Origin of the sequence: Geodermatophilus chilensis (assembly GCF_002802985.1) — a bacterium.
GTDB lineage: Bacteria > Actinomycetota > Actinomycetes > Mycobacteriales > Geodermatophilaceae > Geodermatophilus > Geodermatophilus chilensis.
Window position 1 is genome coordinate 1 of sequence record NZ_NVPT01000141.1, and the last position, 14,080, is coordinate 14,080.

A 14,080-nucleotide genomic window follows, 5' to 3' on the forward strand; every position below is an offset into this window, starting at 1 on the left:
CGGCCACCGGCCTTCGACGTGGAGTCCTACAAGCAGCGAAACACCGTCGAGCGCGCGATCAACAAGCTCAAGGACTTCCGGGCGGTCGCAATGCGCACCAACAAACGCGAGTTCGTCTTCCGCGGCACGATCGACGTCGCCTCGATCAAGATCTGGCTCCGCCACCCCGCCGACCACGATCTATGAGACACGCCCTAGACGTCTCCTCCCTGACCCGCCGACGGTTTAACCGAAGTCTTGCCTTCTCCTGGACTGTTGCTCGGCATCGCCCGCCTAGCGTCGAGGACGCAGCGGATTGCGTCGTGCGGACGACCGGTCCCGGCACCCGTCGACACAGCCGGCATCGAGGAGGGTTCCCGTGGACATTCGCATCGTGGCTTTCAACCTCATCGCCCGCGACGCCACGCTGAGGACGCTGCTCGCCAACTACGCCCGACGTCTCGAGGCGGACGGTGCTCTGGATGACCGGGCGGCGTCCTGCTTCGTGTCCCTGAGGTGGAAGGTCGACGAGCGCACGTCCGCCCCCGCCGGGTCGGAGCTGCTGACCCTCCAGGTGCACGCGTCCCGAACCGACTCGCGCTCCCTCGCGCAGCTCGACCGGGTCCTGCAGCGGCTGCGCGCAGCCCTGACGACCGTCGGGCCGAACCCCTGCATCACGGCGCGGTGCCTGACGATGTCGGGAGCGGTCGCGGACAGCCGCTTCGACACGCTCGTCAGGACCAGCACGTGGAGGATCGCGCCCGTGCGAACCCAGCCTGAGGCCGCGGCCCCGACCGGGCTCGTGCCATGGTCCGTGTGGAGCGAGGCCGGCGGATCCGGCCTCCTCGTTCCGGGCATCGGCGCCCTCAGCATGAACTGACGGTCGCCCAGGTCCGGACCCGCAGGTGGGTGGCACCGCCGATGGGAAACGGGCCAGAAGCGGCGGCACGGCTGGATGACCGGAGGACGCACCGTCCCGCCGGCGCCGGCACGAGCGTGTCCTTGGTGGCGGTCGACAGGTCCCGGTGGGCTCGTGCCGGACGTTGCCCGGAGCCTGGGCGAGGACACCCGAGCGACAGCAGTAGCTGCCGTTGTCGTCGGTCAGGACGCGCCGGACGGTGACCCCCGTAGCCGACCGAGCAGGCGCGCGCCCGCGCCCAAGACGCGGCCGCCGTCTCTCGCCGCTCGGCGGTCAGCAGCGCGGAGTGGTCGAGTACGAGACGGTCGTCCAGCTCGGTGCGCAGAAACGGATACCCCCCTGCCTCACTCGTGATCGGCCGAGTCCCTCGGCCACCGTGCTGAAGCTCAGGTCTGAGGACACCGGGCGGCCGGATGAGACCACTGGGACGGACCACCGGCCCTCGGCTTCGGCTTCGGCAGCGGAAGCTAGAGCGCCGGCGCGGGCGTGCGGTCCGGCAGTGCGGCCGCCCGGTTCGAACTCCAGGTGAGCAGCCGCTCGAGCGGACCACGTCCGGCGAACAGCCGCCAGGCGACCGCGAACGCGACCGCGCCGGCCGTGAAGATGATCCACGCCGTTCCGCCGGACACGTCAGGGAGTATCCCGAGGACCACGATGTGGAGGCTGCACACCGTGAGGGCCATCGGACCCACGGAGGCGAGGGGGTAGCTCAGCCGCGGGAGGGCATCCGCGACCACCAGGCAGAGGGCGATGACGGCGACCGCGAATCCGGCCGAGGCCAGCAACCAGAAGGGCGTTCCCGTGTGCGGCTGGGATCCGCTCAGCCAGCTCCAGTCCCACTGCCCCCCGACGCTCTCCTCGTCCCAGCCGCCGAGGCGGCCGTACGCGTCCTCGGGCTCCGGGACCGCAACGCCGTTCGCGAGCAGCTGGGTGCTCAGCCAGCCGAGTACGTAGCCCGCGACCGCGGCCACCGCGCCGGCGAGGAGGAGGATCGTCCGGACTCGGCGGGCCGAGAGGTCGAGCCGGCTGAGCGCCAGGCCCACCAAGACGAACGACCACCACCACAGGGCCGGGTACGCGCCGGTGAGGACCAACAAGGGAACGCCCCCTCGTCCTCGGCCACCAGCGCGACCTCGGACAGCAACAGGGACAGAGGTGGGGCGACCACCGCCAGGGCCCCGGCCAGCAGCAGCAGGCGGCGCGGCGACCACCGGAGGAACGGCAGCGCGAGCACGAACAGGACCGCGTAGACGCCGAGGATGACCAAGACGTCCGTGCCCAGCAGTTCCGCCGGCCGAGTCTGGCACCGCCGCCCGCCGACGCGCGGTCCGGGAGCAACGGCGAGCCGGCACCTCATGCGCCTCGACGCCGTGCCGTGGTTCCTCGACCTCGTCCGCCCGGGAGGCGTGGCACGCTCACATTTGATGACCGCATGACCGGACTCGAGATGCTCGCGGTCGCCGCAGCGGGGCTGGCCGCGGGCGCCATCAACGCCGTCGTCGGCTCGGGCACGCTGGTGACCTTCCCGGTGCTACTGGCCGTCGGGCTGCCGCCGGTGACCGCGACGATCAGCAACTCGCTGGGCCTGGTGCCCGGCAACCTCGCCGGGTCGCTGGGCTACCGGCGGGAGCTCGAGGGGCAGCGCGGCCTGCTGCTGCGGCTGCTGCCCGCCTCGGTGCTCGGCGCGCTCACCGGCGCCTTCCTGCTGCTGACCCTGCCGGCGAGCAGCTTCGAGGCGATCGTGCCGACGCTGGTGGGGCTGGCCGTCGTCCTCGTCGCCGTCCAGCCGATGGTGTCCCGGGCCCTGGCGCGCCGGCGCCCGGAGGGGGCAGCGCCGCCGCGGATCGGCCCCGGCCGGCTGGCCGCGCTGTTCGCCGGCGCCTACGCGACCGGGAGCTACGGCGGGTACTTCGCGGCCAGCCAGGGCGTGCTGCAGATCGGCATCTTCGGGCTGCTGCTGCGCGAGTCCCTGCAGCGGCTCAACGCGATCAAGAACGTGCTCACCCTCGCGGTCAACGGCGTGGCCGCCGGGGCCTACGTCGTCGTGGCCACCGACCGCGTCGACTGGCGGGCCGCCGGGCTGGTCGCAGCCGGCGCGCTGCTGGGCGGGTACGTCGGCGCCCGGTTCGGCCGCCGGCTGCCCTCGGCCGTGCTGCGCGGCGCCATCGTCGCGCTCGGGTGCGTCGCGATCGCCGTCCTGCTCACCCGGTGACACTCCGGGACCGGCCGGTGTCGGAGCCGGCAGGGCCACGCGGCAAGCTTGACCCATGACCGGGAGTGCAGCCGAACGCTTCGACCAGGCCCTGGCCACCTCGCCGGCCGACCTCACCGGCCCGGAACTGCTGCCCGCGCGACTGGCCCGGGCCTGTGCCGCCGCCCTCGGGGTGGACGGCGCCGGGCTCAGCCTCCACGTCGGCCTGCTCCGGACGCCGATCGGCGCCAGCGACCCGCAGACCGCGCACGCTGAGCGCCTCCAGTTCACCGTCGGTGACGGCCCGTGCCTGCGCGCGCAGGACAACGGCACGGTGATCGCCTTCTCCCTGGAGGACATCGCGCGCAACTGGCCGGAGCTGTGGGCCGCGCTGCTCGACGAGACCACCTACCGCGGCGTGCTCTCGCTGCCGCTGCCCCCGCCGATGGGACCGCTGGTGGTCCTCGACCTGTACGTGCGCGACGCCGCGCGGCTGACCTCCCTCGACCGCGACGAGGTGCTGGACGTCGCCCGGGTGACCACGCAGGAGCTGGCGGTCACGGTGTCCGGCCCGGAGTTCCCCGAGGACGGCAGCAGCTGGCTGGACGGGCCGGACGCGCAGCGGCGGGCCAACGTCTGGCAGGCCATGGGGTTGGTCGGCATCGCCTTCGGGCTGGACGCCACCGACGCCATCGCCACGATGCGCGCCTCGGCGATCGTCGCCGGCCGGGTGGTGGACGACGTCGCCGAGGACATCGTCGCCGGCCGCCTGGTGCCCGGCGACCTGCAGGCCGCCCCGCACCGCGACGGCGACGCCGGGTGACCGCTGCGGAGTTCGCCCTCCTCGTGCTGGCCGGCATCGGCGGGGGGCTGACCGGCAGCATCGCCGGCCTGGCCTCGCTGGTGAGCTACCCGGCGCTGCTCGCGGCCGGCCTGCCGCCGGTGGCGGCCAACGTGACCAACACCGTGGCCCTGGTGCTCAACGGCGTGGGCTCGGTGAGCGCCTCCGGTCCGGAGCTGCGCGGCCAGGGACGGCGGCTGCTGCGGCTCACGGGCGGCGCGGTCCTGGGCGGCGCCGCCGGCGCGGCCCTGCTGCTGCTCACGCCGTCGGACGCCTTCGAGCGGATCGTGCCGTGGCTGATCGCCGGCGCCGCCGTGGCGCTCCTGGTGCAGCGGCCGCCGCGGGAGCTGGCCGAGCGCGGGGCCGCTGCGCACCCGACGCACCGCGACCCGTGGTGGCTGCCGCTGGCCGTCCTCGCCGTCGCCGTGTACGGCGGTTACTTCGGCGCGGCGGCGGGCGTGATGCTGCTGGCCCTGTTCCTGCTCTCGACCGGCGAGGGCCTGGCGGTCGGCAACGCGCTGCGCAACGTGGTGCTCGGTGCGGCCAACCTGACGGCGGCGATCGGCTTCGCCGTGTTCGCACCGGTCGCCTGGTCCGCGGCGCTGCCGCTGGCGATCGGCCTGTTCGTCGGCGGGCGGCTCGGCCCGCGCGTGGTGCGCCGCGCGCCGCAGACGCTGCTGCGCCGGCTCATCGGCCTCGCCGGGCTCGGTCTGGCGGTGCACCTCGCCGTCCAGGCCTACGGCTGAGCCCCGGGGACCGCCGGGCCGGTCCGCGCCGGCCATGGCGCCGCCGGCCGGGGACGGCCGCGGGCCAGCACCAGGCAATCGTTTGGCAAAGGGCGTCGAGGAGCGGACGCACCGGTCGCGGGGCCCCCTAGCCTGCCCCGCCATGGACACGATCCCCTGCCCAGCTCACCCCGTCCGGACCCAGCCGGCCGGGGGACGGTGTGCCACACCGTCCGGCCGTGCCGCCGGTGTCCGAGCGACTCCCGCCCCGGGCGGACGGACCCGCATCACCGGGCTCGATCTGGCTCGTGGCCTGGCGGTGCTCGGCATGTTCGCCGCCCACGTGGGGGTGACCGAGGAGCTGACCTGGGCGCCGTCGAGCTGGTCGGCCGTCGTCCACGGCCGCTCCGCCGCCTTGTTCGCGGTCCTGGCCGGGGTGTCCATCGGCCTGCTGTCCGGGGGCGTGCGTCCGTCGACGGGGCACGCCCTGGTCCGCGCACGGGTCCGCATCATGGTCCGCGCGGCGTGGGTGTTCGTGATCGGCGGCGTACTCGAGTTCCTGGGCACGGATGTCGCGGTGATCCTCAGCTACTACGCGGCGCTGTTCTTCCTCGCGCTGCCCTTCCTCCGGTGGTCGCCGGATCACCTGCTCCTCCTGAGCGCCGGCCTGGCCGTGGCCACCCCGCCGACGGCCCTGGTCCTCGCCCGGCTGGCCGTGGCAGCGGACGTGGAGACCCCCTTCACGGCACTGCTGCTCAACGGCGAGTACCCGGCGCTGTGGTGGTGGACGTTCGTCCTGGTCGGCCTGGCACTCGCCCGGCTCGACCTCGCCGACGGTCGCGTGCGCGTCTCCCTGTTCGTGGCCGGCACGGCCGCCGCGGTCACCGGTTACCTGCTCGGCTGGCTCAGCACCCAGTTGCTCGCCGACGGCGTTCCCTCCCCCGGGCTGGAGCAGGGGTACGAGGACCCCGGCACGTGGGACCCGGCCTGGCTCAGCGGCGCTCAGCCGCACAGCGGGACGCCGTTCTGGCTGCTGGCCTCGGCCGGTGTCGCGGTCGCCGCCATCGCGGTGTGCCTGGTGGTCGCCGACGCCCTCCCGCGCCTGATCCACCCCGTCGCCTCGGTGGGGGCGATGGCGCTGACCGTGTACAGCCTGCAGGTCGTGGCGTTGTGGGCCCTCCCCCCGGAGACGTCCCCGGGGACGGCGTGGGTCCTGCTGTCGGCCGGAGCGGTGGCGTCGTCGGTCGCCTGGCGGCGGGTTGCCGGCCGCGGACCGCTGGAGCGGCTGCTCGCCTGGAGCTCCGATCGGGCGGCTCGTGCGATCGACGGCGGCGAGCGGACGGGCGAGTTCGACCCACCCGACGTCGCCCTCCGGTCCCGCACGCGGACACCACGGTGAGCCCGTCGGCCCGGCGGGTGACCGATCGGCGCGCACCGGTCGGTCGGTGGACCTCGACGCGCTGCTCGGCCGGCCGTCGCCGGAGGACGGGCATGCCCGGCGTCGCGTGCGTGCCGGGGACGGGTCAGCTGACGTAGGCGGCGAGGAAGAGGACGAACGCGCTGGCCAGCAACAGCAGCCGGGCCGGCGTGAGGCCGTTGATGAGGTTGGCCGTCGCCTCGACCCAGGCCGGCCGGATGCCGGCCTCCCGCGCACCGCGGCGCACCAGACGCACCTCGTCGGCCAGCAGGGCCCCGGCCGCACCCAGCATGCCGAGGCCGACGGTGAGGAAGACCAGCGCCAGGCGCTCCCGGAACGCCTCGGCGACCCCGGCGAGCAGCAGCACGACGAGCAGGCCGGTGAGCAGACCGACCACCGCCCCGGCGACCGGCGCCCACGGGCCCATCCGGGTCAGCGGGAACGGGTTGCGGGCACCGATGCGGGGACGGCGGGCGACCGGACCGGTCGACTGGGCGCCCTCCGGAGGCGTGGGGCCGGCGGCCGGCTGCGGCGGCGCCGGTGGCGTCCCGACCGGGATGGGGCCGGTCGCCGTCGGGCCGGACGGGACCGGGCCGGACGGCAGCGGACCCGACGGGACCGGGCCGGAGGGCACGGGGCCGGACGGCGCGGCGCCCGCGGGGGTGGCCCCGGACGGCGTCGCACCGGCCGGGGTCGCACCGGCGGGCTCGGCCGCGGGCAGCTCGGTGGTCACGGGGGACGACGGGGTGCGGGGTGCCTCGGACATCGACGTCCACGCTAGGCGGAGGAACCGGCGGCGGCAGGGAGGCCGGACCGGGTGTCGACACGTCGACACGTCGACACCCGGGCTGATCAGGGTCCCTGGTCCTGGGTCGTCCGGACTACACCAGATGTCTGATAGAGACGAAACCTCTTCGTAACACAGACTTCCCAGCACCACACCGGCTCGACGGCGCCCGGCAGTGCCGACGGTCCGGCCGGCCGAGCGTGCGGGGAACCCATGGTCCCGACCCAGACCGAGCGCGGAACACCAGGACGCCTGGACCCGGGCAGCCGCGCGGGGCCCGCCCGCCCCCGTCTCCCGCGGGCCGCACGGCCCGCCTCCCGGTGTATCACCCGCGCAGCCGCCGCCCTCTGGATGGGTGCGAGCGCTTCCCCGCTTCCCCCGTTGTCCCGGTTCCCACGTGCAGCCGCGTGCGCTGCCACTCCCGAGGAGACCGCCCGTGACCGTCATCTCCGTCCCGCAGGCCTTCAACGAGGAGGACCTGTACGTGGACCTGCGGTCGATCGTCGACGCGCCGCTGTTCCTCAAGTGCGAGGGCTTCAACTTCGCCGGCTCGATCAAGCTCAAGGCCGCCACCGAGATGGTGGAGTCGGCGGAGCGTGACGGCGTCCTGACCCCGGACTCCGTGCTCATCGAGTCCTCGTCGGGCAACCTCGGCGTCGCGTTGGCCATGATCGCCGCCAGCCGCGGCTACCGGTTCCTGTGCGTGACCGACCCGCGCTGCAACCTGTCGACCCGGCGGCTGATGGAGGCCCTGGGCAGCCAGGTCCACATCGTCACCGAGCCCGACCCGGTCGGCGGCTTCCTCGGGGCGCGGATCGACTACGTGCAGGCCATGTGCGGCTCCGACCCGCGCTTCGTCTGGCTCAACCAGTACCGCAACCCGGGCAACTGGCGGGCCCACTTCAAGCGGACCGCGCCGGCGATCGCCCGTGACTTCCCCGACCTCGACGTGCTGTTCGTCGGCGCCGGCACCACCGGGACCCTCATGGGCTGCGCCCGCTTCTTCCGCGAGTGGCACCGCCCGGTGCACGTCGTCGCGGTCGACGCCGTGGGCTCGGTGACCTTCGGCGGCCCCCCGGCCCGGCGGATGATCCCCGGGCTGGGCAGCGCGGTCCGCCCGGCGCTGCTGGACGACTCCTACGTCGACGAGGTGGTGCTCGTCGAGGAGGCCGACACCCTCCGCGCCTGCCACCGGCTGGCCCACCGGGGCTTCCTGTTCGGCGGCTCCACGGGCACGGTGGTCAGCGGGGCGGCGAGCTGGCTGGCGCGCAACGGTGAGCCGGGCGTCACCGCCGTCGCCATCGCCCCGGACCTGGGCGAGCGGTACCTCGACACCGTCTACCAGACCAACTGGCTCGACGACCTCTTCGGCAAGGACGTGCTCGAACCGGTCGAGGCGGGCCGCCCGTTCCGGGAGAGCCTGTCGCGGCCGACGGCGGAGGCGACCGCCGACGCCCTGCTCAGCCACCGGTCCGGCGCCACCGTCACCCCGCTGCCCCTGCCGCGGTCGGGGAGCTGACGTGCTGGGACGCCCCGTGGACGTGGTCTCCGCCGGCGCGGTCGCCCCCGCGCCGATGGCGGACCCGGTGGTCACCGGCTACGCCGCCGTGCTGGCCGAGGTGCTGGGAGTGGACTCCGTGGCCCCCGACGCGCACGTCTTCGACGACCTGGGTGCCGACTCGATGGTCATGGCCCGCTTCTGCGCCCGCGTGCGCAAGCACCCGGACCTGCCCGCCGTCTCCATCAAGGACGTCTACCAGCACCCCACCATCAGCAGCCTGGCGACGGCGCTCGCGCCGGCGCCGGCGGCCGACCCGGTGGTCACCGGGTACGCCGCGGTGCTCGCCGAGGTCCTCGGCGTCGAGAGCGTCGACCCCGGCGCGCACGTCTTCGACGAGCTGGGCGCGGACTCGATGGTCATGGCCCGCTTCTGCGCCCGCATCCGCAGGCAGCCGGAGCTGCCGCCGGTGTCGATCAAGGACGTCTACCAGCACCCGACCCTCACCAGCCTGGCCGGCGCACTCGCACCCGCGCCGACTCCGAGCCCCGTCCAGGACGGGCTGGCCGCCGTCCTGGCCGAGGTGCTGCACGTCGACACGGTGGCCCACGACAGCCACTTCTTCGACGACCTCGGCGCCGACTCGATGGTCCTGGCCCGCTTCTGCGCCCGCGTCCGCAAGCACCCGGACTTGCCCACCGTGGCGATGCGGGACGTCTACGCGCACCCGACCGTCCGCAGGCTGGCGGCGGCGGTCGCGGAGGTCGCACCGCACCCCGTCGAGCCGTCGGTGCCGGCGCCGGCCCCGGTGGGTCCACCGGCCAGCAGGCTGGAGTACGTGCTCTGCGGGGCCCTGCAGTTCCTGGTCTTCGTCGGGTACACGTTCCTCTACTCGGTGATCTTCATCCAGGGCTACGACTGGATCTTCGCCGCCTCAGGGGCGGTGGACAGCTACCTCCGGGCCGTGGTCTTCGGTGGGGTGTCCTTCGTCGCCCTGAGCCTTCTCCCCATCGCGGCGAAGTGGCTGCTCGTCGGGCGGTGGAAGCCCCAGGAGATCCGGATCTGGAGCCTGGCGTACGTCCGCTTCTGGGTCGTCAAGACCATGATCCGGACGAACCCGCTGGCCCTGTTCGTCGGCACGCCGCTGTACGCGCTGTACCTCCGGGCCCTGGGCGCACGGATCGGCAAGGGCGTCGCGATCTTCACCCGGGGCGTGCCGGTGTGCACCGACCTGCTGACCGTCGGCGACGGCACGGTGATCCGCAAGGACTCGTTCGTCAACTGCTACCGGGCCATGGCGGGCATGATCCAGACCGGCCCGGTCACCCTCGGGAAGGACGTCGTCGTCGGCGAGACGGCGGTGCTCGAGATCGACACCTCGATGGGCGACGGCGCCCAGCTGGGCCACCGCTCCACGCTGCACAGGGGACATTCCGTCCCGGCCGGGGAGTGCTGGCACGGCTCCCCGGCGCAGCGGGCCGACGCGGACTACTCGGCGGTCGAGCCGCTGCCCAGCAGCACCTGGCGGAGGGTCACCTACACCGTCTCGCAGCTGGCCAACCTGGTCGCCTTCCGGCTGCCGCTGGGCATGGTCGTCCTGGGAGTCCTGCTCACCGCGGTCCCGCAGCTCGACGCGCTCCTGGAGCCCGGGCCGCTGGCGTTCACCAGCTGGGCCTTCTACGGCGACGCGCTGCTCTTCTCCACCGTGATCTTCTTCGGCTACCTGGTCGTCAGCTACCTCTCCATCCTCACCGTGCCACGGGTGCTCAACCTGGCGCTGAAGCCGGGCAAGGTCTATCCCCTCTACGGGTTCCACTACGCGATTCACCGGTCGATCACCCGCCGCAGCAACAGCAAGTTCCTGATGACCCTCTTCGGCGACAGCTCCTACGTCGTCCACTACCTGCGGTCCATCGGGTACCGCTTCCCCGACCTGGTGCAGAGCGGGTCCAACTTCGGCACGGGGGTCAAGCACGAGAACCCGTACGTGATCACGGTCGGCAGCGGCGCCATGATCGCCGACGGCATCGCGATCTACAACGCCGACTACTCGAGCACGTCCTTCCGCGTCGCCCCGGTGTCGATCCCGGGCCGGACCTTCATGGGCAACGGCATCGCCTACCCCTCGCAGGCCAGGTTGGGTGACAACGTCCTGCTCGGCTCGGTGGTGCAGATCCCCACCCACGGCGAGGTGCGCAAGGACGTCGGGCTGCTGGGCTCGCCCGCCTTCGAGATCCCCCGCTCGGTGGAGCGGGACGCCGGGGTGCACCACTACTCGGATGAAGCGGAACGACGCAGCCACCTGGCCGCCAAGAACCGCTACAACCTGCGCACCATAGGGCTGTTCCTCCTGCTCCGGTGGCTGAACGTCTTCGGCGCCACCCTGCTCGTCCTCACGGGCGCCGACTTCTACGACAGGTGGGGGCCGTGGGCGCTCACGGCGACCATGGTGCTGACCCTCTGGTTCACCATCGGCTACTTCATGCTCCTCGAGCGCGCCGTCATGAGGTTCCGCCCACTCACCCCGCGGTTCTGCTCCATCTACGACCCCTACTTCTGGTGGCACGAGCGCTACTGGAAGTTCCTGGCCAGCCCCAACCCGCTCACCGGAACCCCGTTCAAGGGCCTGTTCTGGCGGGCGCTCGGCGTCCGGACCGGCCGGATGCTCTTCGACGACGGCTGCGGCATCCCGGAGCGGACCCTCGTCACCATCGGGGACTACTGCACGCTCAACGTCGGCACCGCGATCCAGGGCCACTCGCAGGAGGACGGCGCCTTCAAGTCCGACCGGATCACCATCGGTTCGGGCTGCACGATCGGGATCGACGCCCTCGTGCACTACGGCGTCACGATGGGCGACGGCGTGGTGCTCGGCCCGTCCTCCTTCCTCATGAAGGGCGAGGAGGTCCCGCCGGGCGCCTCCTGGGGCGGCAACCCGGCGCGCGAGCTGTCCGTCCCCGCCGCTCTCCCGGCACTCCGGCCGGACGACGACCCCCATCCCCTGGAGGAGCTCATGGCCACGTTCGGAGAGGACGACGACCCCCATCCCCTGGAGGAGCTCATGGCCACGTTCGGAGAGGACGACCCCCTCGCTGCGATCCCCGTCCCGCGCCGCACGGGCCGGCACCGGGCGCACGGCCGGCACCTGGCGGGGTCCCGGTGACCGCCGTCGGCACGCCCGCGACCACCGACGTCGACCGGGCGTTCTGGCGGGAGGTGCTCCTCGCCGGCGGGTCGACCACGGTCCCCCGCTGGGCCCCCGAGCCGGTGCCGGGCACGACAGCGGTCGAGGTGCCGCTGTCCGACGCCACCCTCGTCGCGCTGCGCCGGCTGGCCGACCGGCTCGCCGTCCCGCTGGGCTCGGTGCTGCTGGCCGCGCACGCCCGGGTGCTGGCCGCGCTGGCTGGCGAGTCCGGCGTCGTCACCGGCTACGTCGCCGGGGACGGCGGAGCGCCGCTGCCCTGCCGGCTGTCGGTGGACACCGGCTCGTGGCGGCAGCTGGTCCGGGCGACCGCGTCCACCGAGGCCGCACTGCTGGCGCACCGGCACGCGGACCTCGACGCCCTCCGCCGGGAGCTCGGCACCTCCAGGCCGTCGTCCGAGGTGGTGTTCGACCCCATCGGCGTGGACGGTGGCCTCGTCCGCGACGTCGTGCTGGAGGTCGCACCGGTGCACCGCGGCGAGCGGCTCGCCCTGCGGCTGCGGTACCGCTCCGACGTCCTGGACGCCGGGGCCGCCGCACGGATCGGCGGCTACCACCGCACCGCGCTGGAACAGCTCGCCGCCGACCCCGACGCCGACCCGGGACAGGCCGTGCTGCTCTCCCCGGAGGAGCTCGCGCTGCAGCTCGACGGGCTCGCCGGGCCGTCCCGCGAGCTGCCCGACCGCCGGGTGCACGAGCTCGTCGAGGACCAGGCCCGCAGGCACCCGGACGACGTCGCCGCCGTCCACGGCGAGCAGCGGATCACCTACGGCGAGCTCGACGCCCGCGCCAACCAGGTCGCCCACGCCCTGCTCTCCCGCGGCCTGCAGCCCGAGGACGTCGTCGCGGTGGTCACCGAGCGCGACCTGGACTGGCTGACCGCCGTCCTCGCGGTGTTCAAGGCCGGCGGCGCGTACCTGCCGGTCGAGCCGCACTTCCCGGCCGACCGGATCGCCCGGGTGCTGACCCGCGCGGGGTGCCGGCTGGTGCTCACCGAGCCGGGCAGCACCGGCTCGCTCGACGTGGCGCTGACCGGGCTGCCCGACGTGCGGGCGCTGACCGTCGGCGACGCCGCGGCCGAGGGGCACCCCGCCACCGGCCCCGGCGTGCCGGTGGGCCCCGACCAGCTGGCGTACCTGTACTTCACCTCCGGGTCGACGGGTGAGCCCAAGGGCGCGATGTGCGAGCACGCCGGGATGCTCAACCACGTCCTGGCCAAGGTCGACGACCTCGGCATCGCCGAGGGGCGGGTGGTCGCCCAGGTCGCCCCGCAGTGCTTCGACATCTCGCTGTGGCAGCTGGTGTCGGCCCTCGTGGTCGGCGGCCGGACGGTGCTCGTGCCGCAGGACGTCGTCCTCGACGCCGAGCGCTTCGTCGACCGGCTGGCCGACGAGCACGTCGCGGTGGTGCAGGTGGTGCCCTCCTACCTCGAGGTGGTGCTGACCTACCTCGAGGCGCACCCCCGGACGCTGCCGGACCTGCGCTGCGTCTCCGTCACCGGCGAGGCCGTGAAGAAGGAGCTCGTGCAGCGCTGGTTCGCAGCAGCGCCGGACATCGCGCTGGTCAACGCCTACGGGCTGACCGAGACCTCCGACGACACCAACCACGCGGTGCTGCGGGCGGTGCCGGACACCGACCGGGTGCCGCTGGGCCGGCCCATCGCCAACGTCGAGGTGCGGGTCGTCGACGACCACCTGGTGCCGGTTCCCCTGGGGGCGCCCGGCGAGATCGTCTTCTCCGGCGTCTGCGTCGGCCGCGGCTACGTCAACGACCCGGAGCGGACCCGGGCGGCCTTCGTGCCCGACCCGTACCGCCCGGGCCGGCGGCTCTACCGCAGTGGCGACTCCGGCCGCTGGCTGCCCGGCGGCGAGCTGGAGTTCCTCGGCCGGCGGGACAGCCAGGTGAAGATCTCCGGCTTCCGCATCGAGATCGGCGAGGTCGAGAACACCCTGCTGCGCGTGCCCGGCGTGCGCGACGGCGCCGTGGTCGTCGCCGAGGGGCCCGACCGCAGCCGCCACCTGGTCGCCTTCTGGACCGGCGCCGACGCCGTCCCGGACGACGTCCTGCGGGAGCACCTCGCCGCGTCGCTGCCGGCCTACATGGTGCCGCGGGCCTTCCACCGGCGGCCGGCGCTCCCGCTGACCCCCAACGGGAAGGTCGACACCAAGGCGCTCACCGCGCTGGCCGGTCAGCTGGCCGCGGCCGAGGCGGACCCCGCGGCGCTGCGGACGGCGAGCGAGCGGCGGGTCGCCGCCGCCTGGTCGCGGGTGCTCGGCATCCCGGCCGACCGCATCGGCCGCACCGACGGCTTCTTCGACCGGGGCGGCACGTCGCTGTCGGCGGTGAAACTGGCGATCGCGCTCGACCGCGCCGTCTCCCTGCCCGACCTGGTCCGGCACCCCGTCCTGGCCGATCTCGCCGCGCTGCTCGACGAGCGCGCCGGCTCCTCCCCCGTCCCCACCCCCCGGACTCCGGAAGGCAGTGCCTCATGACGTCCTGTCCCTTATACACATCCGACGCC

Annotated in this window: 10 protein-coding genes and 1 pseudogene; 9 read left to right on the top strand and 2 right to left on the bottom strand. The window is 73.9% G+C overall.

All coding sequences use genetic code 11. The features are described from left to right. Both CNO22_RS20275 and CNO22_RS20280 read left to right on the top strand, forming a co-directional pair. A pseudogene (locus CNO22_RS20275) lies at positions 1 to 186 on the top strand (hypothetical protein); the annotation flags it as partial. A gap of 172 nt (positions 187 to 358) precedes the next feature. After that, positions 359 to 859 (top strand): hypothetical protein, encoded by a 501-nt coding sequence (locus CNO22_RS20280; protein ID WP_100501075.1) that lies wholly within the window; start codon positions 359 to 361, stop codon positions 857 to 859. A gap of 506 nt (positions 860 to 1,365) precedes the next feature. Here CNO22_RS20280 and CNO22_RS20285 read toward each other — a convergent pair. Continuing rightward, on the bottom strand, positions 1,366 to 1,995 hold the full coding sequence (locus CNO22_RS20285) for a hypothetical protein (RefSeq protein ID WP_157937032.1): 630 nt from the start codon (positions 1,993 to 1,995) through the stop codon (positions 1,366 to 1,368). Between the two features lie 335 nt (positions 1,996 to 2,330). Here CNO22_RS20285 and CNO22_RS20290 point away from each other — a divergent pair, with 335 nt between their 5' ends. The 4 genes from CNO22_RS20290 (at position 2,331) to CNO22_RS20305 (ending at position 6,054) form a co-directional block, all read left to right on the top strand. Beyond that, complete coding sequence (locus tag CNO22_RS20290) at positions 2,331 to 3,110, top strand: sulfite exporter TauE/SafE family protein (RefSeq protein ID WP_100501077.1); 780 nt, start codon at positions 2,331 to 2,333, stop codon at positions 3,108 to 3,110. Between the two features lie 55 nt (positions 3,111 to 3,165). After that, positions 3,166 to 3,912, top strand: coding sequence for a hypothetical protein (locus tag CNO22_RS20295; RefSeq protein WP_100501078.1), 747 nt, complete (start codon positions 3,166 to 3,168; stop codon positions 3,910 to 3,912). Next, the gene (locus tag CNO22_RS20300; protein WP_100501079.1) at positions 3,909 to 4,676 is read left to right on the top strand and encodes a sulfite exporter TauE/SafE family protein; all 768 of its coding nucleotides are present in this window, start codon (positions 3,909 to 3,911) and stop codon (positions 4,674 to 4,676) included. Before CNO22_RS20295 ends, CNO22_RS20300 begins: the two co-directional genes overlap by 4 nt. Positions 4,677 to 4,818: 142 nt before the next feature. Then, positions 4,819 to 6,054, top strand: coding sequence for a heparan-alpha-glucosaminide N-acetyltransferase domain-containing protein (locus tag CNO22_RS20305; RefSeq protein WP_269799612.1), 1,236 nt, complete (start codon positions 4,819 to 4,821; stop codon positions 6,052 to 6,054). Between the two features lie 124 nt (positions 6,055 to 6,178). Here CNO22_RS20305 and CNO22_RS20310 read toward each other — a convergent pair whose 3' ends face one another. Next, positions 6,179 to 6,838, bottom strand: coding sequence for a hypothetical protein (locus CNO22_RS20310; protein ID WP_232807198.1), 660 nt, complete (start codon positions 6,836 to 6,838; stop codon positions 6,179 to 6,181). Positions 6,839 to 7,295: 457 nt separating this feature from the next. Here CNO22_RS20310 and sbnA point away from each other — a divergent pair, with 457 nt between their 5' ends. From sbnA to CNO22_RS20325, 3 genes are read left to right on the top strand one after another with little or no spacing between them, the layout of a single operon-like run. Then, the gene (gene sbnA / locus CNO22_RS20315; RefSeq protein ID WP_100501081.1) at positions 7,296 to 8,378 is read left to right on the top strand and encodes a 2,3-diaminopropionate biosynthesis protein SbnA; all 1,083 of its coding nucleotides are present in this window, start codon (positions 7,296 to 7,298) and stop codon (positions 8,376 to 8,378) included. Between the two features lies 1 nt (position 8,379). Beyond that, positions 8,380 to 11,520: a Pls/PosA family non-ribosomal peptide synthetase gene (locus CNO22_RS20320; RefSeq protein WP_232807199.1), complete on the top strand. Its 3,141-nt coding sequence runs from the start codon at positions 8,380 to 8,382 to the stop codon at positions 11,518 to 11,520. Beyond that, positions 11,517 to 14,051: a non-ribosomal peptide synthetase gene (locus tag CNO22_RS20325; protein ID WP_100501082.1), complete on the top strand. Its 2,535-nt coding sequence runs from the start codon at positions 11,517 to 11,519 to the stop codon at positions 14,049 to 14,051. The genes CNO22_RS20320 and CNO22_RS20325 overlap by 4 nt, the downstream gene beginning before the upstream one ends. The last annotated feature ends 29 nt before the right edge of the window (positions 14,052 to 14,080 follow it).

Bases quoted from the DNA above. Each gene is read 5' to 3' on its own strand.
- CNO22_RS20290 (WP_100501077.1), top strand. From the start codon at position 2,331: ATGACCGGACTCGAGATGCTCGCGGTCGCCGCAGCGGGGCTGGCCGCG.
- CNO22_RS20295 (WP_100501078.1), top strand. From the start codon at position 3,166: ATGACCGGGAGTGCAGCCGAACGCTTCGACCAGGCCCTGGCCACCTCG.
- CNO22_RS20305 (WP_269799612.1), top strand. From the start codon at position 4,819: ATGGACACGATCCCCTGCCCAGCTCACCCCGTCCGGACCCAGCCGGCC.
- CNO22_RS20310 (WP_232807198.1), bottom strand. From the start codon at position 6,838: ATGTCCGAGGCACCCCGCACCCCGTCGTCCCCCGTGACCACCGAGCTG.